28 protein-coding genes are annotated in these 24,769 nt (G+C 39.8%); 9 read left to right on the top strand and 19 right to left on the bottom strand.

Annotated elements, in window-relative coordinates; all coding sequences use genetic code 11:
• Positions 1-52 precede the first annotated feature (52 nt).
• Positions 53-580 (bottom strand): DUF177 domain-containing protein, encoded by a 528-nt coding sequence (locus tag N8M93_RS17380; protein ID WP_261133883.1) that lies wholly within the window; start codon positions 578-580, stop codon positions 53-55.
• 211 nt (positions 581-791) lie between these two features.
• On the opposite strand from N8M93_RS17380, the gene N8M93_RS17375 reads away from it, so the two are divergent.
• On the top strand, positions 792-2,012 hold the full coding sequence (locus N8M93_RS17375) for a nucleotidyltransferase (protein ID WP_261133882.1): 1,221 nt from the start codon (positions 792-794) through the stop codon (positions 2,010-2,012).
• A 219-nt stretch (positions 2,013-2,231) separates the two neighbouring features.
• On the opposite strand, the gene N8M93_RS17370 is transcribed toward N8M93_RS17375, so the two are convergent.
• A complete protein-coding gene (locus N8M93_RS17370; RefSeq protein WP_261133881.1) occupies positions 2,232-3,257 on the bottom strand; it encodes a SepM family pheromone-processing serine protease in 1,026 nt (341 codons plus the stop codon).
• Positions 3,244-4,038, bottom strand: coding sequence for a patatin-like phospholipase family protein (locus tag N8M93_RS17365; protein ID WP_261133880.1), 795 nt, complete (start codon positions 4,036-4,038; stop codon positions 3,244-3,246). The genes N8M93_RS17370 and N8M93_RS17365 overlap by 14 nt, the downstream gene beginning before the upstream one ends.
• A 146-nt stretch (positions 4,039-4,184) precedes the next feature.
• Here N8M93_RS17365 and ylbJ point away from each other — a divergent pair, with 146 nt between their 5' ends.
• The gene (gene ylbJ / locus N8M93_RS17360; RefSeq protein WP_261133922.1) at positions 4,185-5,393 is read left to right on the top strand and encodes a sporulation integral membrane protein YlbJ; all 1,209 of its coding nucleotides are present in this window, start codon (positions 4,185-4,187) and stop codon (positions 5,391-5,393) included.
• A gap of 14 nt (positions 5,394-5,407) precedes the next feature.
• On the opposite strand, the gene coaD is transcribed toward ylbJ, so the two are convergent.
• Both coaD and rsmD read right to left on the bottom strand, forming a co-directional pair.
• The gene (gene coaD, locus N8M93_RS17355) at positions 5,408-5,893 is read right to left on the bottom strand and encodes a pantetheine-phosphate adenylyltransferase (protein ID WP_261133879.1); all 486 of its coding nucleotides are present in this window, start codon (positions 5,891-5,893) and stop codon (positions 5,408-5,410) included.
• Positions 5,886-6,464, bottom strand: coding sequence for a 16S rRNA (guanine(966)-N(2))-methyltransferase RsmD (gene rsmD / locus N8M93_RS17350; RefSeq protein ID WP_261133878.1), 579 nt, complete (start codon positions 6,462-6,464; stop codon positions 5,886-5,888). The genes coaD and rsmD overlap by 8 nt, the downstream gene beginning before the upstream one ends.
• 440 nt (positions 6,465-6,904) lie before the next feature.
• Here rsmD and N8M93_RS17345 point away from each other — a divergent pair, with 440 nt between their 5' ends.
• Positions 6,905-7,282, top strand: a complete 378-nt coding sequence (locus N8M93_RS17345) for a methylthioribose kinase (protein ID WP_261133877.1) — start codon at positions 6,905-6,907, stop codon at positions 7,280-7,282.
• A 16-nt stretch (positions 7,283-7,298) separates the two neighbouring features.
• Here the strand turns inward: N8M93_RS17345 and N8M93_RS17340 are convergent, their stop codons facing one another.
• On the bottom strand, positions 7,299-7,574 hold the full coding sequence (locus tag N8M93_RS17340; protein ID WP_261133875.1) for a YlbG family protein: 276 nt from the start codon (positions 7,572-7,574) through the stop codon (positions 7,299-7,301).
• A 92-nt stretch (positions 7,575-7,666) separates the two neighbouring features.
• On the opposite strand from N8M93_RS17340, the gene N8M93_RS17335 reads away from it, so the two are divergent.
• Positions 7,667-7,984, top strand: coding sequence for a hypothetical protein (locus N8M93_RS17335; RefSeq protein WP_261133873.1), 318 nt, complete (start codon positions 7,667-7,669; stop codon positions 7,982-7,984).
• A 341-nt stretch (positions 7,985-8,325) separates the two neighbouring features.
• Here the strand turns inward: N8M93_RS17335 and N8M93_RS17330 are convergent, their stop codons facing one another.
• Positions 8,326-8,766: a YlbF family regulator gene (locus tag N8M93_RS17330; protein WP_261133871.1), complete on the bottom strand. Its 441-nt coding sequence runs from the start codon at positions 8,764-8,766 to the stop codon at positions 8,326-8,328.
• A 197-nt stretch (positions 8,767-8,963) separates the two neighbouring features.
• Here N8M93_RS17330 and N8M93_RS17325 point away from each other — a divergent pair, with 197 nt between their 5' ends.
• Positions 8,964-9,776 carry a RimK family alpha-L-glutamate ligase gene (locus tag N8M93_RS17325; protein WP_261133870.1) on the top strand — a complete coding sequence of 271 codons (813 nt, stop codon included), beginning with the start codon at positions 8,964-8,966 and terminating at the stop codon, positions 9,774-9,776.
• Positions 9,777-9,779: 3 nt separating this feature from the next.
• Here N8M93_RS17325 and N8M93_RS17320 read toward each other — a convergent pair whose 3' ends face one another.
• The 3 genes from N8M93_RS17320 to N8M93_RS17310 form a co-directional block, all read right to left on the bottom strand.
• On the bottom strand, positions 9,780-10,208 hold the full coding sequence (locus tag N8M93_RS17320; RefSeq protein ID WP_261133869.1) for a hypothetical protein: 429 nt from the start codon (positions 10,206-10,208) through the stop codon (positions 9,780-9,782).
• Positions 10,209-10,375: 167 nt separating this feature from the next.
• On the bottom strand, positions 10,376-10,603 hold the full coding sequence (locus N8M93_RS17315; RefSeq protein ID WP_261133867.1) for a YlbE-like family protein: 228 nt from the start codon (positions 10,601-10,603) through the stop codon (positions 10,376-10,378).
• 17 nt (positions 10,604-10,620) lie between these two features.
• Positions 10,621-11,040: a YlbD family protein gene (locus tag N8M93_RS17310; RefSeq protein WP_221564051.1), complete on the bottom strand. Its 420-nt coding sequence runs from the start codon at positions 11,038-11,040 to the stop codon at positions 10,621-10,623.
• Positions 11,041-11,182: 142 nt separating this feature from the next.
• Between N8M93_RS17310 and N8M93_RS17305 the strand changes: the two genes are divergently transcribed.
• Positions 11,183-11,677 carry a PaaI family thioesterase gene (locus tag N8M93_RS17305; protein WP_261133866.1) on the top strand — a complete coding sequence of 165 codons (495 nt, stop codon included), beginning with the start codon at positions 11,183-11,185 and terminating at the stop codon, positions 11,675-11,677.
• Positions 11,678-11,792: 115 nt separating this feature from the next.
• Here N8M93_RS17305 and N8M93_RS17300 read toward each other — a convergent pair whose 3' ends face one another.
• Positions 11,793-12,833 carry a CAP domain-containing protein gene (locus tag N8M93_RS17300; RefSeq protein WP_261133865.1) on the bottom strand — a complete coding sequence of 347 codons (1,041 nt, stop codon included), beginning with the start codon at positions 12,831-12,833 and terminating at the stop codon, positions 11,793-11,795.
• Positions 12,834-13,528: 695 nt separating this feature from the next.
• Complete coding sequence (locus N8M93_RS17295; RefSeq protein WP_261133864.1) at positions 13,529-13,963, bottom strand: CBS domain-containing protein; 435 nt, start codon at positions 13,961-13,963, stop codon at positions 13,529-13,531.
• Positions 13,964-14,190: 227 nt separating this feature from the next.
• Between N8M93_RS17295 and N8M93_RS17290 the strand changes: the two genes are divergently transcribed.
• Positions 14,191-14,553: a YugN-like family protein gene (locus tag N8M93_RS17290; RefSeq protein WP_261133863.1), complete on the top strand. Its 363-nt coding sequence runs from the start codon at positions 14,191-14,193 to the stop codon at positions 14,551-14,553.
• Positions 14,554-14,769: 216 nt separating this feature from the next.
• On the top strand, positions 14,770-15,831 hold the full coding sequence (gene ytvI, locus N8M93_RS17285; protein WP_261133862.1) for a sporulation integral membrane protein YtvI: 1,062 nt from the start codon (positions 14,770-14,772) through the stop codon (positions 15,829-15,831).
• 61 nt (positions 15,832-15,892) lie between these two features.
• On the opposite strand, the gene eis is transcribed toward ytvI, so the two are convergent.
• The 7 genes from eis to cyoE form a co-directional block, all read right to left on the bottom strand.
• Positions 15,893-17,086 carry an enhanced intracellular survival protein Eis gene (gene eis / locus N8M93_RS17280; protein WP_261133861.1) on the bottom strand — a complete coding sequence of 398 codons (1,194 nt, stop codon included), beginning with the start codon at positions 17,084-17,086 and terminating at the stop codon, positions 15,893-15,895.
• 256 nt (positions 17,087-17,342) lie between these two features.
• The gene (locus N8M93_RS17275; protein ID WP_261133860.1) at positions 17,343-18,203 is read right to left on the bottom strand and encodes a cytochrome c oxidase assembly protein; all 861 of its coding nucleotides are present in this window, start codon (positions 18,201-18,203) and stop codon (positions 17,343-17,345) included.
• 184 nt (positions 18,204-18,387) lie between these two features.
• The gene (locus tag N8M93_RS17270; protein WP_221564035.1) at positions 18,388-18,720 is read right to left on the bottom strand and encodes a cytochrome C oxidase subunit IV family protein; all 333 of its coding nucleotides are present in this window, start codon (positions 18,718-18,720) and stop codon (positions 18,388-18,390) included.
• 3 nt (positions 18,721-18,723) lie between these two features.
• Positions 18,724-19,344, bottom strand: coding sequence for a cytochrome (ubi)quinol oxidase subunit III (locus tag N8M93_RS17265; RefSeq protein ID WP_261133859.1), 621 nt, complete (start codon positions 19,342-19,344; stop codon positions 18,724-18,726).
• Positions 19,344-21,203: a cytochrome c oxidase subunit I gene (ctaD, locus tag N8M93_RS17260; protein WP_261133857.1), complete on the bottom strand. Its 1,860-nt coding sequence runs from the start codon at positions 21,201-21,203 to the stop codon at positions 19,344-19,346. The genes N8M93_RS17265 and ctaD overlap by 1 nt, the downstream gene beginning before the upstream one ends.
• Before the next feature lie 36 nt (positions 21,204-21,239).
• Complete coding sequence (gene coxB / locus N8M93_RS17255) at positions 21,240-22,292, bottom strand: cytochrome c oxidase subunit II (RefSeq protein ID WP_261133856.1); 1,053 nt, start codon at positions 22,290-22,292, stop codon at positions 21,240-21,242.
• A gap of 83 nt (positions 22,293-22,375) precedes the next feature.
• Entirely contained in the window at positions 22,376-23,314 is a 939-nt protein-coding gene (gene cyoE, locus N8M93_RS17250; RefSeq protein WP_396125661.1) for a heme o synthase, read from the bottom strand.
• Positions 23,315-23,730: 416 nt separating this feature from the next.
• Here cyoE and N8M93_RS17245 point away from each other — a divergent pair, with 416 nt between their 5' ends.
• Positions 23,731-24,618, top strand: coding sequence for a heme A synthase (locus N8M93_RS17245; protein ID WP_261133855.1), 888 nt, complete (start codon positions 23,731-23,733; stop codon positions 24,616-24,618).
• Positions 24,619-24,769: the final 151 nt, after the last annotated feature.

The following is a 24,769-nucleotide window of genomic DNA, read 5'->3' as shown; positions in this document are numbered from 1 at the left end:
CCTCCTTGAAGGAATTGTTCAGCTAGAGAATGTCAATTGTTTTGACGTTTCTTCACTTTTTATCGCTATCATTAAAAAATTTGGCCAAGTCGGCCATCCGTGGATCGACCTTGTCTTGTCGATCCTCTTCTTCCTCAACTACATCCCATCCTTTACCTGATGGAGGAGCAGGAGGGTTATCAGTTGGTTCAGAGCTGATGACCTTCAACGGCTTTTCCAACAATATGTTTTCCCGAATATAAGGTATCAGGTCAACCGTATTCTCTTCGACAACATGGATATCCTCTTCTTCAGCATCCATCCCATAATCCGGCTCGAAAAGGAAAATCTCGGTCGATCGGATTTTAAAAGGAAAAGGTACATCTTCAAGAGTCACTGCACATGGCAATGTCATTTGTCCAGAAATCGTCAAATGAAATACAGCTCGATTTTGATTGATTTCAGCATAACCCTTTACATGGACTGGTGTTATTTCGCGGATTTCAGAATCAAAATCACGAATCGAGTCCAACTCGATCGTATCATCAATTTCTAGTCCTTTACGTTGAAAACTTCTCAGTTGTTGTATGGACCATTTCATTTGTCATCACCTCAAGGCAACAGTAGTAATTATAGCTTTCTACAAAAAAATTGTCAACATTTTTTCTTTACAGTTGTTTTTAATCTTCCTCCACAATTTGGTACAATAATGAAGTCAATGGTCTTCCCGTTTCACCTGGTTTACTTCACAAGGTCATGATGATTCAATTTTAACGTATTTCCTCTATCACTACCAAATCAGAAGGAGCAGAATGATGAAATCTTTAGGATTGATTGTTGAATATAACCCTTTTCATAATGGACATTTATATCATTTGCAACAAGCTAAGAAACAATCACAAGCTGATGTAGTCATTGCGGTGATGAGCGGTAATTTTTTGCAAAGAGGAGAGCCTGCCCTTGTTTCAAAATGGACACGGGCAAAGATGGCACTTGAAGCAGGAGTCGATCTAGTCGTTGAACTTCCTTATGCCTTTGCAACCCAACGGGCAGATCGTTTTGCGTTTGGAGCTGTTTCCATACTGGATAAAATGCAATGCGATGAGGTCATTTTTGGAAGTGAATCCGGCAAGATCGAACCCTTTTTAAGGACTGTCGACTTCATCCATTCGATGGATCATGAATATAATGATTTGATCCAAAAACATGTCCAAACCGGTGTGAACTATCCAACTGCAGCCTCAATGGCTTTTGCTGCACTTCCTGGACGCCCTGAAGAGTCCGTAGATCTGACGCAACCGAATAATATCCTTGGCTTCCACTATGTTAATTCAGTCTTGAAAATCGATTCGAAAATCAAAATGAATACGGTCAGACGTACTGGTGCAGGTTATCATGAGCATGATCATGGACCTGATAAAATTGCTAGTGCGACAGGGATCAGGAAAATCCTATTTAGTGATGATGGGAACATAGGTGGAATTCAGGAGCTAATCCCCCCATCAACGTTTGAAGGGTTGAATCACCATCACCAAGTTTACGGGCGGTTCATCAACTGGGACAGCTATTATCAATTGCTGAAACATAAACTCATCACCTCTACTCCTGAGGAATTGTCAGAAGTTTATGAATGTGTGGAAGGGATTCAACACCGTCTGCAAAACCAAATCACCCACACTGACTCTTTTATTGATTTTCTCGAGTCTGTCAAAACAAAACGATATACGTGGACCCGTCTCCAAAGATTATGTACACATCTGCTGACAAATGCACGAAAGGAATTGATGGCAAAAGCGTTACATGGCGGTCCCACTTATATACGGCTGCTCGGCATGAGTCCTCAGGGACAGCACTATTTGAATGTGAAGAAAAAGAACTTCGGACTCCCGCTCGTAAGTACCCTTTCAAAGCATCGTGATGACTTTTTGCAAATGGATATAAGAGCCGCGAAAACATATATCCTTGGGCATCCATCCCGCTTTCATACCACTCTATGGAAACAGGAATACGCAACTCCACCGATCGGCACCTGAGGGTTTTCGCATTTTATGGTTTTGTAGTTAATTTCTTGTTTTTGCAGTTAAATTATTGTTTTTTGCATTATAATCGTTACTTTTGTAGTTATTCCTAATTTTTTGTAATTCACCCTTGATTTTTGTCGTTATTCAGTCAAACATCAAGTGAGCAAGTTCAGTTCAAAAGAAAAAAGCTGACTCGAATCATAAATGATGGGTCAGCTTCACTATTTTCAATCACTTTTCCTTCAAATCTTTTAAATAATCAAGTGCATCGGTGAATTTATCAACCGGAACGATTTTCATTTCTGTCTTGATGTCTTCTGCAGCTTCTTTTGCATGTTTGTAATTATCTGCTTTAACCGGAGCAAAGAAGACTTCGGCACCTGCATTGTCAGCAGCTACAATTTTTTGTTTGATTCCGCCAATAGGACCGACCTCTCCTTTTTCATTCATCGTCCCTGTCCCCGCAATCTGGTAACCTTTCGTCCAATCCTCTTCCGTCAATTGGTTGTAGATTTCAAGTGTGAACATCAGGCCAGCTGATGGACCTCCAATTTTATTCGTGTCGATTTTCAATTCGGGATCAGTCTTTATCTCTGTAAATGTAACCGGATATGTAATCCCGATTCCAGCGCGTTCTTCCTCACTGTTTTGGACAATGTCTTTCGGAAAAGGCTTCAACGGAATCGTTATCTTTTTTTCCTTTGATTCTCTGTTAACCGTAAGTTCAACCTTTTCATTCGCATCAAACTTTTTCAACCGGTCGACCAGTTCTTCAGCTGTTTTGATTTTTTTTCCGTTCAATGCAGTGATCAGATCTCCTACTTTCAGTTTATCAGCCGCGGGCATACCAGATATGACACCGGTTATGAATACACCTTTATTTAGGATTTCAATCGATTTATCTGCTTCCTTGTAGGCGACAATCGTGGCTGCATGCTGCGAGCTTTGCATCAACTGGAGCTGTCGGGATTCATATTCTTCTTCTGTTTCATCAGACCCTCGTATTTGATCCTCAGGAATCACTTCTCGATATTCACTGACTTTCGCCCATAAATATTCTGCCGCATTTGCTTTCCCTACCAAGACGGTGGTAAGCATAAATGAGCCTTTTGCTTGATTCCTCTCATCAACCTCGATGATCGGAGTCAGTACCTTTGCATCACCTGGTTGTGTGAAGTAATAAGGAAGTGGTAAGAAGGCGATCAAAATGGCTAATAAAATGACAACCCATGGCCATTGGGCTCTAATTCTTTTCATTCTTCTTCCTCCAGTCGCGTATTGCAGCTTTAATATCTTCTATTCGATTATTGGTTTCCTCTTCACCAATTGCAATGATCTCATCTATATCTTTGAACGCAGCTGAACTGTAATTTTCCACCAGAGGTCTGATCAGCACATCTGTAGATATTTGGTTCGCTTTCACAAGCTCTCGCTGCATGATGTCGATGCTTTGCATGATAACATCAAAGATTGTATTGATTTCGGGGTCTTTTTTTATATGTGAGATATCAACCGCAATGACAAGATCCGCTCCCATCTTTTTAACTACAGAGACAGGTACGCGATCGATGACCCCTCCATCAATTAAAAGTCTGCCATCTTTTTCATATGGGACAAAGATGCCTGGAACAGCAATACTTGCTCTTACAGCTTCAGATATAGCGCCTTTACTGATGACGACCTTTTCACCCTTATAAAGGTCTGTTGCTATGATGGAAAAAGGGAGATCTAAATCTTCAATATTTCTCCCTTTCGTCAAAGCATGGATCAACTGCTTCACTTTTTCACCCGCTACAAATCCCATTTTCGGAACTGTGTAATCTATATAATATCTTCTTCGGAACATCCTTGCCATCTTCACCATTGTTTCAGGCTTATGCCCGGTACAATAAAATGCACCCACAAGAGCACCCATACTGCTTCCTGCAATCATGTGTATAGGAATTTCCGCTGCGACCAACGCTTTCAAAACGCCTATATGCGCAAATCCTCTAGCTCCTCCAGACCCTAGAGCTAAACCAATCTTTGGTTGATTCACAGGATGACCTCCTCTTTTCATCTAAGAACATTCCAACAAGGTCTAAACTCAGTATATTCACGTATAAATGAATGAGGACAACTTATCAAACGTCCATCCTTATTTCAGCGTATTCATAAGGAGGCTTTGGATTGTACCATTCCCGGATGAAAAATTCACTTTTTGCAATAGTCGCTTCACTATTTGCTTTATCTTTAATGGTATACCCAAAAGCAGCATTTGAATCATCATTGACCGGATTGAAAATGTGGTGGGAAATCGTTTTCCCTTCATTACTCCCTTTTTTCATCTTAAGTGAACTGTTAATCTGCTTCGGTGTCGTACGTTTTGTAGGTGTATTGATGGAACCGATCATGCGCCCGCTTTTCAAGGTCCCTGGTTCAGGGGGATTCGTGTGGGCGATGGGAATCTCATCTGGATTTCCTGCAGGTGCGAAACTGACTGCAAGACTTAGACAGGAGAAGGAAATCTCTCGAATCGAAGCAGAACGTCTCGTTTCATTCACCAATTGTTCCAATCCGTTATTCATCCTTGGTGCTGTAGCAGTCGGTTTTTTCAATAATGCAGCGTTAGGTGTGCTTCTTGCTGCGGCCCATTATATTGGTAATATCTTCGTAGGCTTCATCATGCGCTTTTACGGTCCGGATGACTTCCGCCCAAGACGATCCTATTCATCTAGACCTGACAAAAGATTGAGCCTTGCACTTGATAGGATGCATCAAGTCAGGAGAAGCGATCCGCGTCCATTCGGACAACAACTGGGGGATGCTGTCAGACACTCTATACAGACCCTATTGATGATAGGTGGATTCATCTTACTTTTTTCTGTATTGAATAGGATGTTGACAGAGTTCCATATTACTATGTTTATGGCTTCTATCTTGTCCACATTTATGGGTTTGATTGGCTTTGCTCAAGCTCTTATTCCACCATTACTTTCGGGGATGTTCGAAATTACACTCGGTAGTAAATTAATCAGCGAAACCAGTGGTTCTGTGCTTTTGGAACAAGCAGTGCTGGTCAGTTTCGTCCTTGCCTTCAATGGTTTTTCCGTTCAGGCTCAGGTAGCAAGTATCTTAGCGGAGACAGATATACGATTCAAACCGTTCCTCATCGCAAGGATCATGCATGGGTTCATCGCTGCTATTTTGACCATCATTCTATGGGAGCCACTATATGTAAAGCAGTCATCACAAGGAAGAGTGGTAGAGACCTTTGCAACTCATCCATCAATTTCATGGATTTATGATGCATGGCAATCCCTATTGACTGTTGGAGCGATGATCACCTTCACCAGCTTGATCATTTTTATTTTGATACATTTAAAATCCATCAAACACTACAAGATTATGTAAAAAGGTAGAACGGATCATTTTGCAAACTTCTCCTTCAAAGCCTCCTCTACCACTTTAGGAACAAGATCAGTAACTGGAGAATGATATTTTGCAACCTCTTTTACAATGCTTGAACTTAGGAATGAATACTGATTATTCGTCATCATGAAAAATGTCTCAACTGATTCATCTAACTTCCGGTTGATTGAAGTGATCTGCATTTCATATTCAAAGTCTGAAACGGCTCTTAATCCTCTCAAAATGACTTTTGCACCGGTTGTGCGTACATAATCCATGAGCAAACCGTCACACCAATCAACTTTGATGTTCGCAATATCTTTTGTAGTTTCTTTTATAAGATCCATACGTTCTTCGACTGTAAAAAGTGACTGTTTACTTTGATTGTGCGCAACGACTACAATCACTTCATCAAAGACACTTGCGCCCCTGGAGATGATGTCAAGATGGCCGTATGTGATCGGATCGAAGCTGCCTGGGCATATAGCAAGTTTCTTATTCATGTTGTTCTTCCCCCTCGGTTTCATTTGTATATATTGTAACCGCTGTAGTGCTATTATATTGCTCATGCTTGAAGCAAACGCAACCAGCGATTTGCTCTGGAAGTTCCAGCATTGCATCATGTTCGGTGACAATCACCGCGTTCGGTTCTAACAATTCATTTTCCTTTAAAAATTCGATTTCCTTCTTGATCTTTTGCTTTCTATAAGGTGGATCCAAGTACACGTAACTGAATTTAGCACCTCTTTTTCGAAGCGCTTTCAATGCGCGGTATGAATCATTCCGAAAAACCTCAACTCGATCATCCAAGCCAAGGGTGTGCAAATTTTCTTTTATCGTTTCCACAGCTTTTGGATCGACATCGATTATGATTGCTTTCTCAATGCCTCTACTCATACCTTCAATGGTAAGAGCACCACTTCCACCATACAGATCCAAAGAGGTACCCCCTTCAAAATACGGACCAATGATGTTGAAGATCGATTCTCGTATTTTGTCAGATGTCGGTCGTGTACCTGAACCCGGTACAGCCTTCAACTTACGGCCTTTAAACTCTCCTGATATTATTCTCATTACGTATAACCTCACCGTAGAATTATTTACCTTCACTATCCTACCACAAAAGGAGCTAATTCTTAAATAGAGCGTATAGAAGCTTTACAACTGTACAATAATAGGATTACAACACCTCAATCAGGTGTTGTAAGTTGAACCACGGAGTAAGCTTAATTTCCCCATAAGCTATACTCCGGTTTCTCCTCTCCCATTGTTCTGTCCCTACGGCAAATGAACATTTCCGTAATGTTTCTAGGCATGTAAGGGTATAGAACAGCCCGCAGGTATTTACCTGCGGGCTTTTTTTTGATTGTAAATCTGGTCTACAATAGCACTTCTCCTTCATTCATGCTAAAGTTATCAATGGAATAAGCTCTTTAAAAATGGCTCTTTTCTAAAAGAATGTTGCTTTTAAGTCAATATTAAAAAATCACCTTAAAAAGAAGGAGGTCAAAATTATGATTCAACGTTTTATAGAACTTGGTCAAGGTTATTCTGATTTATATGAACTCATTGAAATTGCTGAAACAAATACACATCGGCTTACAAAGTTCATTGCTTTAAAAACGAAGATAAATGAAAAGGAAGTTTGTTCCCTGGCAATCGTCTTACAAGCTGCAGGTGAATCAAACTTCCAACCTATCTATATTTGCCGTGAAGGCGTCCCACAGCATTCAAAACGTTGGGACTTGTTCCAAGATCGAGCTACAACCCATAATAAGGCACTGACAATCCTGGAGGTAAGACCGTCAAATGAATTTAGTGATAAAGACCTTTATTATCAGTATCTCACAGGAATCCTCAGGATGCAGCATGTCATTCCTGCCTGGCAGTGAAAATGCATAACCGGGATTAAAGCCCTATTTTATAATCATATTCTTTTGCCTTATCCGGACGTGCATTTTGATACTCCGTCTTGATATAAGCTTTATGAGAAGGTTCTACTTTCTTTACAAAATGAAGTTTTTCAATTTTCTCGATGACACGATCTTTCTGGGCAGTATCGCAATACAATACTGCATATTTCATCCGTTTCGAAACATAATGGATGTTGCCGAATTTACGAAGTTGTTTTATGTATTTTAATGAATGAAGCCAGATGGCCAATCCAGTTCGATTCGTCAGCATGAGCGTGACTCCTTTTAACCAGTTTTAATTCAGTCTAGCATGAAGATAAACCGTTAGCAATTACTTATATGACTTACCTGAGGTGGTAGTCCATGGATCTTGATACGGTTTGGGATATGTTTATGAAAAACCTGTTAAACACTTCAAAGTTTACAGAAGTGTCAATTACGAAAAGGGCAGGTATACCGTTCCTTTATTTAACGTCAGATTCTATTATGAATAGGAAAGAAGTGGAGAAGATCATCGAAAGGGCTGCTGTAGCATCAATGAAGGGAAAACGGCTGCACTTCGAATCCATATATGTGCGCTCCGAAAATCAGATGATCGTTTATAGATGCCGTTTTTATGTCCCGCAACAAAAGATGTTCTGTTGCGGGAACCTTTGTCATGACTGTATTCGCTTTCGTTGATGGAGCGTGCGTTAGGACAAACAAACCCAGTTTTGCTCCTCGAATGTTCGTATGAAGCGTTCATACGGACATACAAACCTGATTTGCTCTTCGAATGGTCGTATGAAGCTTTCATACGCGGTCGACACAGTAATTGACATCCTTATGAGTAAGCTCACTCAGCACCAAGTTTTTGTTTGGTTTGAGCTCCCTCGTCAGTTCTCCAGTAACCAACCTACTTGACTAATCGGCTTCCGCCTTTGCGCTTGCCCGTGGAAAGGGAGTAACCTTGCAAAATCAATAAAAAGCATAAGAAAAAGAGGATAACCTTAGAACGGTCACCCTCTCCTAAACCTATACTTTTAACCGCAGCCACAAGCTCCTCCAGATCCGCATCCTCCACCACACGACATGTTATCGAAGAAAGGGTTGCCCGTTGGTACCTTGATATTTTTAGAAACTTGACCTGCCAATATACCGCAGATTTCATTCAAAAGCGTTTCAAGTTCTTTTTCAGCTTTTTTAAACGAAGCCACAGTCTCGTTGAGATCGATCTCACGTTTCAAGACTCGGATGTCCGTGGACACAGTCTTATAATCAGGATGATACTTACCGAAGCGTTGAACCTCTTCGTACCTTTCCTTCATTTTGGAGAACTCATGAATCAATTTCTGAGCCTCTCTATCTTTTTGAAGCTTCTTTTTAGCTTCTTTATATTCTTGTCCTATATCTGAATTGACGATGACTGATGCCAGCTCATCAGCACCGTCCAATATTTCAATGCTCTCCACTGTTGCTAACATATTAAAACACCTCCACCCTGCAATTTCTGGGTTATGTATAGTATGCCACAAATCGCCCCCTTTTTTCCAATCTTTCATTCTAAGATATTCCATCTCAAACATTTCATCATACATTATTACACTAAAAAATTTATATTGACAGTTATTCATTCCAGCTATATAATTTTCTCGTTTAGTATATTTTAGGGGATAGCAAAATGAAAATTGTAACATTCAACCCATTCCGAACGATTGGCATTCCTGGGATTCAGTATATCAAACCTGAGCTTATGTTCCGGGAACAAGCTGCGATCAAGAATGCGGACGTAATTTTATTTCCAGAGCATTGGCAGGTCAATTCACTTGTGTATGGACTGAAGAAACCCATATTCCCAAGTGTAGAATCGATCCATTTAGGTCACGATAAAATAGAAATGACGAGGGCACTTTGGACAATCTGCCCTGAACACGTTCCTTATACTGAAATTCTCGGAAATTCTAAAAGGAACATCGATTATATCCTGGAAACATTTCCTTTTCCATTCGTGGCGAAAGAGCCTCGTAATTCGATGGGACGTGGTGTTTTTTTAATTCATACAGTAGAGGAATTCATGGAATACGCAGAAAATAACTCCACACTCTACGTCCAGGAATTCTTGGAAATGGATCGGGATTTAAGAGTGTGTGTTGTCGGGGAAGAAGTAATCGCAGCATATTGGCGGTCAGGTGTAAATCAATTTCATAATAATGTAGCAAAAGGTGGAAGCATTTCGTTTCAAGATATTCCCGAGGGTGCGCTCAAGCTTACGATCGAGGTAGCGAGAGAATTGAACATCAACCATGCAGGATTTGATCTTGCGGTAGTAGATGGAAGGTTCTACTTTTTGGAGTTCAACACGTTATTTGGAAATGAGGCGCTCCGAGCAAAGAAAATCAATCTTGAAGAAAAGATTTTTCAATATCTTTTAAAGCAATTCAGGCCGTTGCTTCCACCAAACCCGATTGGAACAACCGTGAAAGTTCCTTCTTGATCTTCATGGGATGGTGACTGTAAATTGCTCATTCAGCTCCTCAATCGTCTTACCTTGACTATCAACAAGGGAAACCGTAATGTCATGTGTCCCTTTTTTCAAATTTTTTATGATGAAAGCTGCTTTATATACAGAATAGGGCTTTTGATGATCGACAGAGATCTTCAGGTGCCCTTCTTTGTTTGTATGTGAAGTGCTTTTGTCGGTAAATTGAAATCCTGGCACATAACATTCCACAAACACATCATCATCCGAAACCATATGCCTTACTGTCAACGATAATGTGCTGACTGGGCTTGTCACTTCAACAACCTGAAAGGCTGACGGGTCTTTTTCAACCCTTAGCTTCTGTATCTTTCCCGGACCGTCAATTTGACAACCTGATATGATACTGAAGAATATTATACAAGCAACCACACGTAAAATTACCATACCGGATGCACCTCCTCATCCGATAGGTTTTGCAGGTATCTTGTAAAATATCCCTTAAACCTAAAACGGTCCCTGACCCCAAATAAAAGGTTGACTCATAAGTTGTGCTAACCTCCCATACACCGGAGTTTAGAGATTATACACACTCTGTTGCGAGTCAACCTTCATTATTGTTTTACAAACAATTGAAAGAGTCTAGAAAGTGTTTCGATCTGTCCATGTAAACGGTCGATTTTCTGTCCGAAAGTCTGACCATAAAAGAACTTCGCTTCATTTTCCAGCTCCTGTATTGCAGCCGGGTTACGTGATAACTTACGATACCAATCAGGATGTTCACGGACAATGAATTTCAGGTCTGGTCGTTGATCTAAGTAATCAATGATTTCTTTACGCATCCTGCATACTCCCTTTATTAATCTTTGAAAAATTGATTAAACGGATTGTTTTGATATGGTGGTCTTCTTGGACCTTTAGATTGAAATTGCTGTAACATATCCTGGATACCAGCCATTGCGGAACTTAGTTGTGAAGCATATTGTCGCACTTCATCCATATCCATGTTCTTGAACATCGTAAGGATTTCCCCGACAGAGATATCATTGACGTTTTTCCCTTTTTTCTTCGTCTTCCCTGTTGCCGTTGATGAAACTCCAATCTTCCGCTCTATATAGTTACCCCATTGTTCATGATCTTCTCCGAGTAGATTCCACTCTGTAAACACATCTTGCCAGGTCTGGTTTCCGTTCTTTACGTGATCGATTAATCCAGGGTGTGAGCGTACAAACATCTTGAATTGTTCGACCTTTTCATTATTTTTCGCTTGCTTACTCACTATAATGCCTCCCATACGTTCAACTCAAGCCTACAGTATATAGTACAACGCAAGAGTTGATTATGTTCGCCTATTTTATTGTTGCAAGTGTTATTTTTTCATTGGTACACTTGAATAAGTAAATATGAAATGAGGACATCAAATGGAAACAATGGATCAACTGCTTGAGAAAGCAAAATGTATAATCGAAAACGGATCGATTGATGATATGAAAGTATTACAGAAAGTGTTCGATGGTATAGATGGAAAGAGGAATGGAAAGTACAATACATATATAACAGCGTTCATGGAGACTGAAATCGAAGAAAATGGCGATCAGCTTGTCATATCGATCCCAATCACCCCGTTTTTAGCGAATTCTGTGGATATCGTACATGGGGGCTTAACAGCTACACTTGCTGATACAGCAATGGGTACTTTTGTCAACCGGAAGATACCAGATGATAAAGTGGCCGTCACATCCGAAATAAAAATGAACTACACTGCACCTGGAGTTGGAGAATTCCTAGTATGCAGAGCAGAAATCCTCCACCTAGGGACCAAAACTTCCGTTACAGAAGCAAAAATTCACAACGAAAACGGTACCCTAGTTGCAGTATCAACAGGAAGTTTCTATCTAGTTCCAAGAAAAGCCTAGGTGAAGGGTTATGTATCATGGCTAAGAAGTTAAGTTCGCTTACAAGATGAAAAGACCATTAGAAATGGGAGACTCTTTCCAAAAGTCTCCCTACTTCTATGCGTATATATCATTGTCACCAGGGTACGATGAAGTTCTGCGTATAATATCTCTGATATACACCTACACCCAGGTGTGTGAAATCCTTATTCAACATCGCTTTCCGGTGCCCTTCGCTATTCAACCACCCAACTACTGCTTCGATGCCATCTATATAATTGGCGGCAATATTTTCCCCAGCTTGGATGTATTTGATATCTTTTCTGTCCAAGCGATTTGATAAATTCCCTGTGTTCGGTGATTCGTGAGAAAAGTAATTTTCTTCATTCATTTCCTTGCTATGTCCAAAAGCAACCTGTGATGTTTCTTCATGCCATTGGAGTGCCGGGACATTGTATTGCTCACGGATGACATTCGTCAATGTGAATATTTGAAGCTCTTCAGCATTTTGAACTTCTTCCCAATCCTTTTGTTTCAATTCTGGCTGGTCGGTCAACTCACCCCGATATTCAAGGGAATAGGGACGTTGCATGACCAGTACCTCTGGAGTCACATAGCGAATGCCGACCAGGGTGTTTTCGAATTTATCCATATAAAGCTGCGCCCATATTCCATTGATTTTTACAAGTGGTCTGGTTTGCATCTCTTCTTGTGTCAATTCAAATTGATATTCATTTCCATCAACCTTGAGCTTTGCTTTATTATCGATCTTAAGATGTTCTTCAACCTCAGATCGTTTCTGGCCGATTTTCAAGGGAGAGACATCTACATTCTTCCCAATGACAAACATGGTGACTACTCTGCCTTTATCCAATCCAAACTGGATATATTGGTCTGGATCCTGATCATAAATCCACCATTGGTACCCGTAAGAAGTAGGATCTATCCGATCAGGTTCACCAATTTTGGTAATCAATTCTTCCTGATTCATTTGGAAAAATTTGCTGATGCCTTCTTCAGGTAAATCGAGTTTGCTTCTTGACTGATCAGAAGAATCCGATTCAGTTTGTTCAGTAGGGGGTTCTGAATAATCCGGGAGTTCGGTTAAATCATCGTAGAATATGCTGAATCCATAAAATATGATTGCGATTATGATGATCAATCCAATACTTCTCATATACCCTCCCCCTTATCTTGCTCAAAAACTTTTATTAAAAGGCTATTTTCGCAAACTTTGTTGGTCTTGCACTTAAAGAAAGTATAAAATACTTTCTTCAGTAATCTTTTAGAAAATAGCCTATTGAAAAAAATAATGTAAAAAAGTTTGTCGAATCTTACTTTCACATTACCTTATAGCTTTATACTTGTCTATCCTTAGAATTCAATCTATTGATTATCATCTTATTCAAATTATCACTTGGCAATACCACTCGATAACATAAAGAAAACTTGGCACAACTAAGGTTTAGCGTAGGCTGAGCTTTAGTGGCCCTTATATTGAAGAAAACTTGGTAAAGTCAAGCCTTGGTGCAGGCTGAGCCTTGGTTGGGCTTATACCTTCTCTAAGTGCAAAAAGAGGCTGGGACAAAACGATAACTGCCAACAGAAAAGACGAACAATAAAATAGATTGGAGAAAATGAAAGACGAAAAGCGTAGACAATATCCGTAGACTCCTGCGGGAACAGCACGAATCGAAGACCCCGCAAGAAAGCGATTTGTGCTTTCTGAGGAGGCTGAGGCCGTGCCCGCGGAAAGCGAAGGATGTTGACAAAGCGAAACCTTCATTTATTACCACTGAAGAAAACCCGGACAAATTGTTCGGGTTTTCTATTGAACAAAGTTCATTTGTCCCAGCCTCATTGCCCTACTATTCAATGCATTTGTTGGTCAGGCTCCGCTTCTGAAATTTCAGTCAATGCCATTCCTGCTTGTTGATTACTTTCATAATGAATAGCTAGATCTCCTAATGACACAATACCGACAAGTTTACTCTGCTCAACAATTGGTAACCTTCTTATTTCATGTTTGGACATGAGTTTTACAGCTTCCTCTATTCCCATATCAGCTGTCCCAGTTATTATTTCATTACTCATAACATCAGTAATCTTTGATGCATTCGGTTTTTTTTCCGCTACACCTCGGATCACAATATCCCTATCAGTAATCATCCCAACCAGTTTATCATCTTCACATACTGGAATAGCCCCCACATTATCTTCCTTCATTTTGACAGCTGCTTCATACACGTTATCGAGTGTTGTACAAAAGTCCACGTTTTCGGTCATTATATCCCTTAATTTTTTCATAAAAACAACCTTCCTTCGAATAGAATTTTGTGTTTGTTTTTGGTACGTAATTACGTTACTATTGCTTGCTTTCATTCTTTCCATATTGTCTAGTCTTGCCAAATTTTCGATTTCTTTTCAAGAATCATATATAATAGTAAGGAATCATAACTGAAAGATTGCATCTTAACCTGTTTCGTACTATTATTATGAAGGAAGAACATATCGAAGGATGTGGAGGATGACACATGAAATTTGAAGAAATCGGACTAGCTGGTAAAGTCATTAATTTTGAAATACTCGAACATTTGATGCATGATGTCGGATTGGTCCGTGCTGGCCAATGGGATTACGAACGAATTACATATGATTATAAGTTTGAAAGCATGGAAACTGGTGAAGTATTCTACTTAAGAATTCCTTGCTATGCAGTCGAAGGAGAAGTTGAATCCGCACACGCATTGATCAAAATTATGGAACCATACCTTGGGAAGCATTACTACCCTCACGGTGTGGAATACGATGAAGATTTTCCGAAGAATGTCGTTACAACCTGTAAGAAGATTTTGAATAGACTTAAAGAAGAAATTGATAAGCATCATACAGCGTAAAAGGGGCTGACTTAAAAAGTCGCCCTTTTTTTGTACTGCTATTTTTTCGTTTTATTTGTTTGAACTTTCTCTAACAATGGTGTTATTTCTGACTGCAGCTCTGTTCATAATTTCACAAAACCAATATAATATAGAGTAAGGACTAAAAAACGTTATTTTGATTATTCGTCGTCCAAGCCTGATACATATCAATTTTAGCGGGAAAGGAGGACCAAGTTGAACCAATTTTCAACACGTAAACGCTTGATCATTTATACGTTAATCGCACTCATCATCATTGCATCATTTGTATGGGTCCTGCCGATTGCACTTCCCATCGTTTTTGCACTTTTGACCGCATTGCTTTTAGAACCGGCTGTTAAAATGTTTCAGAGGAAATTTTCCTTCAAACGTAACTTATCCGTATTAATCGTGTTTTCACTTTTCGTCGTTCTGATGGGGATCGGGAGCTATTTCTTGGTAACTAAAGTCGTCACTTCTGTTATAAATTTCGTGGAAAATTCCCCAACTTATATTTCAGAAGTGAATAATGTATGGGATGATATAGAGAAAAATTTTGAAAAAGCAGCACAAGATCTGCCAGAAGAAATCGTCATTGAAATCAATAGCCAGGTAGATCAATTTCTAGAGTCGATCCGGACGAAACTGCTTGAGAAGAACTATATCGAATCACTTACTTCCCTGGTATCTTTCATCCCAAGTTTTCTAGTAAGTATTATTGTTTACCTTCTTACATTATTTTTATTTCTCTTAGATATCCCCCGATTGAAAAAAGGGGTCTATTCACACATGACTGAAAAAACTGCAGAGAAAGTGCATTTCATGAGCACAAGATTATCTTATGTTATTTTCGGCTTCATGAAAGCGCAATTTTTAGTCAGCATTGTCATATTCATCGCAGCATTGATCGGGCTATACATGATTGTTCCTAAAGTTGCTTTATTAATGGCCTTCATCATTTGGGTGATCGATTTCATTCCGATCATCGGTTCAATCGTCATTCTTGGACCGTGGGCACTGTATTATCTTCTTATCGGTAATGTCGTATTAGGAACAAAGCTAGCAGTATTAGCAGTCATTCTATTGATCATCCGACGTACAGTCGAACCGAAAGTGATGGGCCACCATATCGGTTTATCAGCACTTTCCACTCTGATTGCAATGTACCTTGGTTTGAAGTTATTGGGTATGATAGGCTTCATAGCTGGCCCGCTTATTCTGATCATTTTCAATTCTGCTCGGGAAGCAGGAATTGTAAAGACCAACTTTAAAATATGATAGAACAAAACAGGCTGTCCACGAAGTTATTTTTTCTTCATGGACAGCCTTTCGAATTTGTTTAAAAAAAGTCGTATAAGAATGGAATTTGCTTATAAATCATCTTTTCCAGCAATTCAATTTCTTCAGGTTTTCCAACTAATCTACCTTGTGCTGCTAACTGACCTGGAGTGTGATAATTGAAAAATAATGTACTGAGTGTGTTGATATCACATTGGATCCCTTTTTCAGGAGGATGTGTACAACTCGCGCCTTCTTTTGGAGGAAAATGATCAACTTGAATTTCTCCATCTCCATTCATCCTAATGATGAATGTCCCTCTATTCCACTCTGCCAATGGATCATCCAGATGGATAATCAAAGGTTTTTCCAAAAACACCTGAAACGGATACTCTTTTATGAATTGTCTAAAGTCAACAATTCTACTCATGAAATAAGAACTGATTTCCTGTTTTATTTTTGGATCGAACATCAGAAATTCAAAGTTCTCATCAATTGCTGGATGCAGTTGTATAGAATCGACCATAGAATCGTGGTTTCTTACAAACTCCAACATAACCATTTTTGCTTCCTCATTCAAAGAAACCCATTCTTCAATTTCCATGACATTCTTTTTGACACGATAGACGAGATATCCTTCATCTTTTCCATTTTCATCGAGATAGACAGCTACAATATCACGAGGATTATTCAGAACAGAATTCCGCCACCACTTTTCTGTCCTTTTCAACATTCCAGCGTATTTTTGCGCGTACTTTTCATAAATCTGATCTAATCTTTCAATATCATGTGCAATTCGGATCACTTTTCCTTTTGTATGTTCATACTTTGTTGCTAATTGTTCTGGTTTTATTTCATACTTTTTGATGGAGTGTGTCAGTTCCCACCCATACTTTCGGTAGAAGGACACAGAAAAAGGATGCAGCATTGAAACATATTGACCCTTGTCTTTCATCACTTCTAACGATTTTTTCATTAATGCTTTGATATGACCTTTACGACGATATTCCGGCCAACTTGCAACTCCAGCTATGCCTCCCATCGGCATCACTTTGCCACCCAGCCATATTTCCATCGGGTGTATCAATAATTTTGAAGCCATACACCCATTTTCAAATATAGCCCAGCAGTTATCCAGTTCTGTCATTTCTCGTCTTTTTCTTTTATCTTCTTCTGAAAGTTCATATTGAAATGCGAATTCGCCCATTTTGAGAAAATCATCGAACTCATTTTCATTGATCGTCCTTAATTCCATATGTATCACCCTCTTTTCTGTGACTGCTTAATAAGTATACTGGATAAACCACTCGAAATCCTTCAATTACAATTGCTTTTTCATAAGGCTTTGTTAATCTTTGTAGGTGATTTTTCCCTTAAAGAAAATATCATACTATTTCTTTAGTTTAAGCGCAAATAAGGCTCAGTCTGTGCCAAAGCGAAAATCAACAATAGAGTATAACAAACAAAAGAAAAAAGATCGACTCTGCCATTCGAGCCGACCTTGAAGAAAATCACTGTTCATTTAACGATAATCTCGCTTTTGCTTCATTCATGATTTTCAATTCGTCTTCTTTATCTTGTGCACGTTCTTTTCGAACCCAACGGATCAAGATGTACAATAGGATTCCACCATAGATGATCTCCTGTGCGATCTTCATGATGACCCCGCCTGCTTGTTGATCATCGAGCGGTTGGAGGAATTCAAATATCCGTGGGGCATTCATATATGTTTGATAAATCAGATCATCAGCAAAAATGATCAAAGCACATGCTGGTGTCAATAATACGCCATCAGCAAAAATATATCCCACCTTTTGAAGATCCGATAACGTATCATGTTCCGGGAAAGGCCCGATTACTGGCCACCACATCATAAATGAACTCGTCAGTAAGATGATATGTGTAACTTCATGCAAAAGAAGATTTCCCATCACCGTATCAAAGATGACCGGCAAGTGGTACAGAGAGACTAGAATGTTAAATAAAATCAAGGCAATCAATGGTTTTGTGAAAAAACGGAATAACCGGTCAATAATGCCTACACTAAGGATTTTCCTAAAAAGAACCTTTGGAAGTCCGATCAGTAAAAGCGGGGGAACAATGAAATAGAGTAGACTCATCTGCAGCATATGTGCTGAAAACGAATAATGATGTCCAATGGCACTCAATGGTGTCCCCTTAGCAATGTAAAAACCGATCATCGCTATTGTGAACCATACCTTTTGTCCTGTCGTCACAGTCCCCTTTAAAGGGCCATTGTTTGTATAGTAAAAATAGATACCAACCACAGCAATACATATCAATAAAACAAATGGGCTCCATAAAGCTGTCCAACTTAGTTCACTTAATGAAGTCTGGTGTTCGCCGTGCATCTCAATCACTCCTTGCTCAGTACTCTCTTCCTATCATATCAAAAAATAATAATGCTTTCGTATTGGAGTAGAACAATTTTGTGTCAGTCTTAAGAAAAATCAGCAAAAACAAGCTATTGGTATTGGTTTGAAAAAATTTTAAATAAAAAGGACCGACTCAACCAGAGTCAGTCCCCATATTCAATTACCAAATCAATCCTACAAGAGTACCTACTGTGATTACAGCAATTAGTAACCCGCTTGCAATTCCCCACATAGGAAACTCATGTCCCTTATGTCCAAGGTGCATCCAAATATATAGCTGGAAAAAGACCTGAACACATGCTAGAACTATGATGAAAAGAATCGCCAGGGAATTAGATACTGCGTCACTTGCAATTGCTGCAAACGCCACGATGGTCAATAAGATCATCATAACGAATGAAACATTATGCTGACGACGTTCTTGCTTTAATTTGATCTTCTTTTGTAAGGACGAGTGGTGATGGACTGAGTTTTGTTGTTCATTACTAGCCATCGATTACCCCACCTTTCCCATAAGATAAACTACTGTAAAGATGAATACCCATACTACATCAACAAAGTGCCAATATAATGCAAACAGATAATACTTAGGAGCATTGTACAATGTCAAGCCCCGACCACTGTTGCGGATAAGTAAAACTGTAATCCATAGACAGCCGAACAGTACGTGACCTCCGTGGAATCCGACAAGCGTATAGAATGCAGACCCAAATGCTCCGGATGTGAAGGTATGACCTTCATGCACATAATGTATGAACTCATAGATCTCTAAACCTAAAAATGATAACCCAAGCAGTAAGGTTATGAATAACCATCTGCGCATCTGTTTGACCTTGTTTTCTTTTAAAGCCAAGACAGCGTACACACTTGTCAAACTACTTGTTAGTAGGATGATGGTTGCTGCAAAAACCATCGGAAGTTGGAAAATTTCTGATGCTTCAGGTCCTTTTCCAAAAGAATTACGTAATCCGAGATATGTTCCGAATAATGTTGCGAATAATACAGTTTCTCCACCTAAAAACAACCAGAATCCTAAAAACTTGTTTTTACCTTCCAGCGTAGCTTTTTCAGGGGATTCAGGGAAGTTTTGATCGGTTAAGCGTTCACCTACATCCATTATACGTCAACCCCCTTATCCTCTTTCAGTAAATCCTCTTTATGGAGATGATGTCCGTGATCATCAATCCAAGATCTTAAGAACATACATGCCAAACCGATCCCAAGTCCAGCGATGATCGCAATCAATGCTGGTGTTCCTGCAGAATTGAAATAAATGAATCCAAATCCTGCGATGAAGAATCCTAGTGACATGACAAGTGGAAGAATAGAGTTGTTAGGCATATGGATATCCCCAACAGGCTCTGCAGGTGTCATCTTCTTGTTCCCTGCCATCTTCTCAATCCAAAGCGCATCCAATCCACGAACTAAAGGTGTCTGCAAGAAGTTATAATGAGGAGTCGGGTTTGGAATTGCCCATTCTAGTGTACGTCCATCCCAAGGATCCCCACTCACTTTTTTACCTTTAGCATGTGTAGCAATTACATTAATGATGAAAACGATTGTTCCTACTGCCATCAAAAACGCACCGATCGTACTGATGAAGTTCATCGAACCAAGTCCGAATTCTTCAGGATACGTAAAGTAACGACGAGGCATACCCATCAGTCCAAGGAAATGTTGAGGGAAGAATGTCAAATGGAATCCAATGAAGAAAGTCCAAAAATTCCATTTTCCAAGGGCTTCATTCAACATCAATCCGAACATACGTGGATACCAGTAGTATAATCCAGCAAATAGTCCCAGAATCAATCCACCTACGATAACATAGTGGAAGTGGGCTACGACGAAATAACTGTCATGGTATTGATAATCGGCAGGTGCTGCAGCAAGCATGACACCTGTTACCCCACCCATAACGAACGTTGGAATGAATCCAACTGCAAATAGGTTAGCTGAGGTAAAGCTTATTTTTCCTCCCCACATTGTAAAGACCCAGTTGAAGATCTTTACCCCAGTAGGAATGGCGATTGCCATGGTAGCGACAGCAAAAATCGAGTTTGCAACCGGTCCTAGTCCAACTGTGAACATGTGGTGGGCCCAAACCATGAAACCTAAGAATCCGATCAATACAGTCGCAAATACCATCGCACTGTATCCGAACAGGCGTTTTTTCGAGAATGTTGCTACTACTTCTGAAATGATACCGAATGCTGGTAAGATCAGAATATATACTTCAGGGTGCCCGAAGATCCAGAAAATATGTTCCCAGATGATTGCGTTTCCACCCATATTCGCATCAAAGAAATTAGCTTCAAATACCCGGTCAAACATAAGTAGGAAAAATCCGATTGTCAACGCAGGGAAAGCAAAAAGGATAAGACCTGATGTTACGAATGCTGTCCATGTGAACAAAGGCATACGCATGAATGTCATTCCAGGCGCTCTCATATTGATGATCGTTACGAGGAAGTTGATTCCCCCCATCAACGTACCCGCACCGGCAATCTGTAAACCTAATACATAAAAATCGACGCCGTGCCCGCTTGATGTGGTCGAGAGTGGTGCGTAAGCTGTCCACCCAGCATCAGGAGCTCCTCCTAAGAACCAACTAAGGTTCAGTAGGACTCCTCCGAAGAAGAATAACCAGAATCCTAACGAGTTCACAAAAGGAAAGGCTACGTCACGGGCTCCTATCTGTAATGGTACGACCGCGTTCATAAAGCCGAATATGATCGGCATGGCTGCCAGAAAGATCATTGTTGTACCATGCATGGTAAGTACTTGGTTATATAGATTTCCTGTTAAAAAAGCCATTTCAGGACTCATTAATTGAATACGGATTAATACTGCTTCTAACCCCCCGACTAAGAAGAAGAACCCGCCGGAAACGAGGTATAGAATTCCAATTTTCTTATGATCGACTGTAGTCAGCCAATCCCATAGCACGCTTTTTTTCGCTGCATGTGCGTTACTCACGATAGTACCTCCTTTTTAAAGCGATTGAAACTTTGCTTATTCAGCGGTTTCAAGTTCCATTAAGTAGTCTGCTAGTGCATCTAATTGTTCTTCATTGAAATTGAAATCCGGCATGTTGTTACCAGGTTTCATTTTTTGTGGGTCATTGATCCAGTCCTTGATGTTTTCTTTATTATGGTCTGCAATACCCGCAACCTTTTCATTGTCGGCGAATCCAGTCAACGCAGGACCTACATTACCACCCTTATCTCCGACAGCATGACATTGGAGACAGTTCTGTTCAAAAATCTTTTGCCCTTGCGCTACTTCAGAAGGAGCATCATCGAATTTTGTATTTTTCATACTTTCGATCCACGCGTCAAACTCATCACGCTCGACAACTTTCACTTTGAAATACATCAAGGCATGGGAATCACCACAAAGTTCGGCACATGCACCTTGGAAAGTTCCAGTTTTCTCAGGATGAAGCCACATTTTATTCGTCAATTTATCTCCAGGATTCGTATCCATTTTTCCTGCAATACTAGGAATCCAGAATGAATGGATAACATCAGCAGAGCTCAACTCGATGTTCACTCTTTCATCTACAGGAAGATAAAGTTCTTGTGCAGTGACAACTTCTTGATCAGGATACTCAAACTCCCACCAATATTGGTGTCCAGTGACTTTAATCGTCATCGGACCTTTCTTTTCTTCCTCTCCACCATCTTCAGTTGCTTCAGCACTCTTTTCGCTGACTGCAAGGTCGAACGTGGTCATTACTGTCGGCACCGCAAGCACCAAAAGGAGCACGATCGGAATCGCAGTCCAAAGAACCTCTAACATATGGTTCCCTTCAACTTGTTCAGGGATTGAATCGTCCCCTTTACGATGTCGGAATTTCACTAATACATAACCAAAAAGAATAAAAACAACTACAAGTACGACAACCATAATTGCAAGACTTAAGACCATGAGATCAAAAAGAGCACTAGCTCCTTTACCTTGTGGTTGAAGTGCGGATATTTGTTCATTACCGCATCCGATTAAACCAAGCATCATAATTCCGAATAACGGAACAAGACGCCCGAGTCGTAGCCATCGTTTCATTACTACATCAAACCCCGCTTTCTCTGTTGTACTAAAAACAATTTTTAATATGTAACCGCTTAAGGGAAAAATCGAAAATCCCTTTAGCGATTGACGATGATCATTACAACGAACATGATGGTCAAATAATTCAATGAGTAGACGAACATCATCCTTGCCCATTTGATGTCGTTTTTCATGAAGAATCCGGCTATGCCAAGAGCAAGCCATCCTAAACCAAGTACAGCCGCAACAGTAAAGTATACCATTCCAAAATGATAAAGGTATAAACTCACCGGAAGCAATGCGGCAACATAAACGACCATCTGTCGTTTTGTCATATTGAAACCTGAAACAACAGGAAGCATTGGAATTCCTGCTTTTCGGTATTCTTCACATCGTTTCATAGCTAAAGCCAAAAAGTGAGGCGGTTGCCATAAAAACATAATCAAGAACAAGTGCCATGCTGTCATATGCAAATCAGGATCGACAGCTGCCCAACCGATGAGTGGAGGTATCGCACCTGAAATCCCACCAACTACAGTATTGATAGAATGGGTCCTTTTCAACCACATCGTATAGACAATGACATAGACAAAAAGTCCAACCACACCTAGAAGTGCTGCCATCAAGGAGGCAAACATCAACAACAGTGTCCCGAGAGCAGAAAGTATGATTCCAACCCAGAGTACTTGGTTTGCATCAATTTTCCCTGTAACTGTCGGTCTTTCATATGTTCTTTCCATCAAATGATCGATATCACGATCGATATAATTGTTTAAGGAGCATCCTCCTGCTATGACTAGTGCTGCACCTAAAAGAGTCAGCAATGCCGTAGGAATATTCGCAATAAAACTTGCATCTGTAACTTTCAATGCGATCCAAAATCCTGCGAACGTCGTAATGAGGTTCGACATTACGATCCCCATCTTGGCAAGTGTCAGGAAATCTTTCCAAGTACCTGTAGGTTTTGATTCAGACAATGGTCCAGGCTCCATAACTCTGCTTGATGCTTCATATGTTGTCGTATTCATTTTGCTCATGCTTCCACCTCCTTCTAAATGCTCTTTACTCCAACCCTTACATTTAAACATAAGTGTGAGTAAAACACCTATTCTAATTTATCAGTAAAAAGGGTTTCTGAAAATAACTTTTTGTAAATTGTCTATGCTTGTTCACAATTACAATGATTTCTACCCGACACATGTGATACGATATTGTCGATTGAAATTGTCCTTTAACATTATAAACGAATTCAATAGTTTTGTATACTTGCCCTAGTGTTCAATCGACACACGTAGTCCTTGATCCAGTTGATTCAGATTGTCTGTTTCATTTTGAATTGTGTGAAGGTGGTCGATTGCTTTAGACTTATTCTTAATGGTAAGGTTCACCAAACTTGTAATTATTATAGAACAAATAGTTACTTTTTCTTAATTATTATAGAGAAGGTGTCGGAATGAATCGATATTTAAAATTCTATGCGATCCTGACAAGTCTAGGTATGCTTTTAGTCTTATTGATGGGTGCCATTGTAACCACTACTGGCTCTGGTGAAGGCTGCGGAAACTCATGGCCATTATGTTACGGCGAAGTACTCCCTTCCCAACCAAAAGTAGAAACAATGATTGAGTATAGTCACAGAATTGTTTCTGCGACTCTTGGTTTGATGGTTGTCATACTAGCAATTTGGTCATGGTGGAAATTCAAGCAAATCCGAGAAGTGAAATGGCTTGCATTTTTATCTGTATTTTTCATCGTTTTTCAAGGTTTATTAGGAGCTGCCGCAGTGATTTGGGGACAATCGTCCTTTGTACTGGCACTTCACTTCGGTTTTTCATTAATATCTTTTGCGAGTGTTGTGTTATTGGCCGTTGTCATCTTTGAGAACGGAAACGGCCGAGCAACTCTGAAGATCAATAAAAATTTCAAGTTGAATATTTATCTGCTATTCATCTATCTATATACACTTGTATACACAGGAGCATTAGTAAGACACACAAAAGCAAGTCTGGCATGCTCAGGTTGGCCGTTATGTAACGGACAGCTCATGCCTCCGACGAATGAATTAGAACTGATCCATTATACTCATCGCTTCATGGCAGGTCTATTGTTTATCTGGATCTTGTTGAGTTTTATCCAAATCAGATCCTATTATAGAAACATGAAAATCTTATACCATACATTTTTATTGCTGTTGATTCTCGTATCCTTGCAGGTCACTACTGGAGCATTGATCATTTTCACCAAATTGAATCTCTTCATCGGCTTAATGCACGGACTGTTCGTTTCCCTATTGTTTGCAACACTCAGTTATCTGGTAATGGTGGCGTTACGGAAAGACTGACGGTATGAATGTATAGATATTTGAAAGAGCTGACTCCGATCATCGTAAGGATGAATTGGATCAGCTCTATTTTGGTGATTTTAAAACAGAATTCGCCTACACGATAATATTTGATAAAATTCTAAAATAAATGCTGTTTTCGGAAACTTTG

It is taken from the genome of Bacillus sp. Marseille-Q3570, from assembly GCF_946151055.1.
Taxonomy (GTDB): domain Bacteria; phylum Bacillota; class Bacilli; order Bacillales; family Fictibacillaceae; genus Pseudalkalibacillus.
Note: the sequence above shows the minus strand (reverse complement) of the source record. Positions and strands in the feature narration are given on the sequence as shown.

Bases quoted from the DNA above. Each gene is read 5' to 3' on its own strand.
- N8M93_RS17380 (WP_261133883.1), bottom strand. From the start codon at position 580: ATGAAATGGTCCATACAACAACTGAGAAGTTTTCAACGTAAAGGACTA.
- N8M93_RS17375 (WP_261133882.1), top strand. From the start codon at position 792: ATGATGAAATCTTTAGGATTGATTGTTGAATATAACCCTTTTCATAAT.
- N8M93_RS17370 (WP_261133881.1), bottom strand. From the start codon at position 3,257: ATGAAAAGAATTAGAGCCCAATGGCCATGGGTTGTCATTTTATTAGCC.
- ylbJ (WP_261133922.1), top strand. From the start codon at position 4,185: ATGAAAAATTCACTTTTTGCAATAGTCGCTTCACTATTTGCTTTATCT.
- coaD (WP_261133879.1), bottom strand. From the start codon at position 5,893: ATGAATAAGAAACTTGCTATATGCCCAGGCAGCTTCGATCCGATCACA.
- rsmD (WP_261133878.1), bottom strand. From the start codon at position 6,464: ATGAGAATAATATCAGGAGAGTTTAAAGGCCGTAAGTTGAAGGCTGTA.
- N8M93_RS17345 (WP_261133877.1), top strand. From the start codon at position 6,905: ATGATTCAACGTTTTATAGAACTTGGTCAAGGTTATTCTGATTTATAT.
- N8M93_RS17340 (WP_261133875.1), bottom strand. From the start codon at position 7,574: ATGCTGACGAATCGAACTGGATTGGCCATCTGGCTTCATTCATTAAAA.
- N8M93_RS17335 (WP_261133873.1), top strand. From the start codon at position 7,667: ATGGATCTTGATACGGTTTGGGATATGTTTATGAAAAACCTGTTAAAC.
- N8M93_RS17330 (WP_261133871.1), bottom strand. From the start codon at position 8,766: ATGTTAGCAACAGTGGAGAGCATTGAAATATTGGACGGTGCTGATGAG.
- N8M93_RS17325 (WP_261133870.1), top strand. From the start codon at position 8,964: ATGAAAATTGTAACATTCAACCCATTCCGAACGATTGGCATTCCTGGG.
- N8M93_RS17320 (WP_261133869.1), bottom strand. From the start codon at position 10,208: ATGGTAATTTTACGTGTGGTTGCTTGTATAATATTCTTCAGTATCATA.
- N8M93_RS17315 (WP_261133867.1), bottom strand. From the start codon at position 10,603: ATGCGTAAAGAAATCATTGATTACTTAGATCAACGACCAGACCTGAAA.
- N8M93_RS17305 (WP_261133866.1), top strand. From the start codon at position 11,183: ATGGAAACAATGGATCAACTGCTTGAGAAAGCAAAATGTATAATCGAA.
- N8M93_RS17300 (WP_261133865.1), bottom strand. From the start codon at position 12,833: ATGAGAAGTATTGGATTGATCATCATAATCGCAATCATATTTTATGGA.
- N8M93_RS17295 (WP_261133864.1), bottom strand. From the start codon at position 13,963: ATGAAAAAATTAAGGGATATAATGACCGAAAACGTGGACTTTTGTACA.
- N8M93_RS17290 (WP_261133863.1), top strand. From the start codon at position 14,191: ATGAAATTTGAAGAAATCGGACTAGCTGGTAAAGTCATTAATTTTGAA.
- eis (WP_261133861.1), bottom strand. From the start codon at position 17,086: ATGGAATTAAGGACGATCAATGAAAATGAGTTCGATGATTTTCTCAAA.
- N8M93_RS17275 (WP_261133860.1), bottom strand. From the start codon at position 18,203: ATGCACGGCGAACACCAGACTTCATTAAGTGAACTAAGTTGGACAGCT.
- N8M93_RS17270 (WP_221564035.1), bottom strand. From the start codon at position 18,720: ATGGCTAGTAATGAACAACAAAACTCAGTCCATCACCACTCGTCCTTA.
- N8M93_RS17265 (WP_261133859.1), bottom strand. From the start codon at position 19,344: ATGGATGTAGGTGAACGCTTAACCGATCAAAACTTCCCTGAATCCCCT.
- coxB (WP_261133856.1), bottom strand. From the start codon at position 22,292: ATGAAACGATGGCTACGACTCGGGCGTCTTGTTCCGTTATTCGGAATT.
- cyoE (WP_396125661.1), bottom strand. From the start codon at position 23,314: ATGAGCAAAATGAATACGACAACATATGAAGCATCAAGCAGAGTTATG.
- N8M93_RS17245 (WP_261133855.1), top strand. From the start codon at position 23,731: ATGAATCGATATTTAAAATTCTATGCGATCCTGACAAGTCTAGGTATG.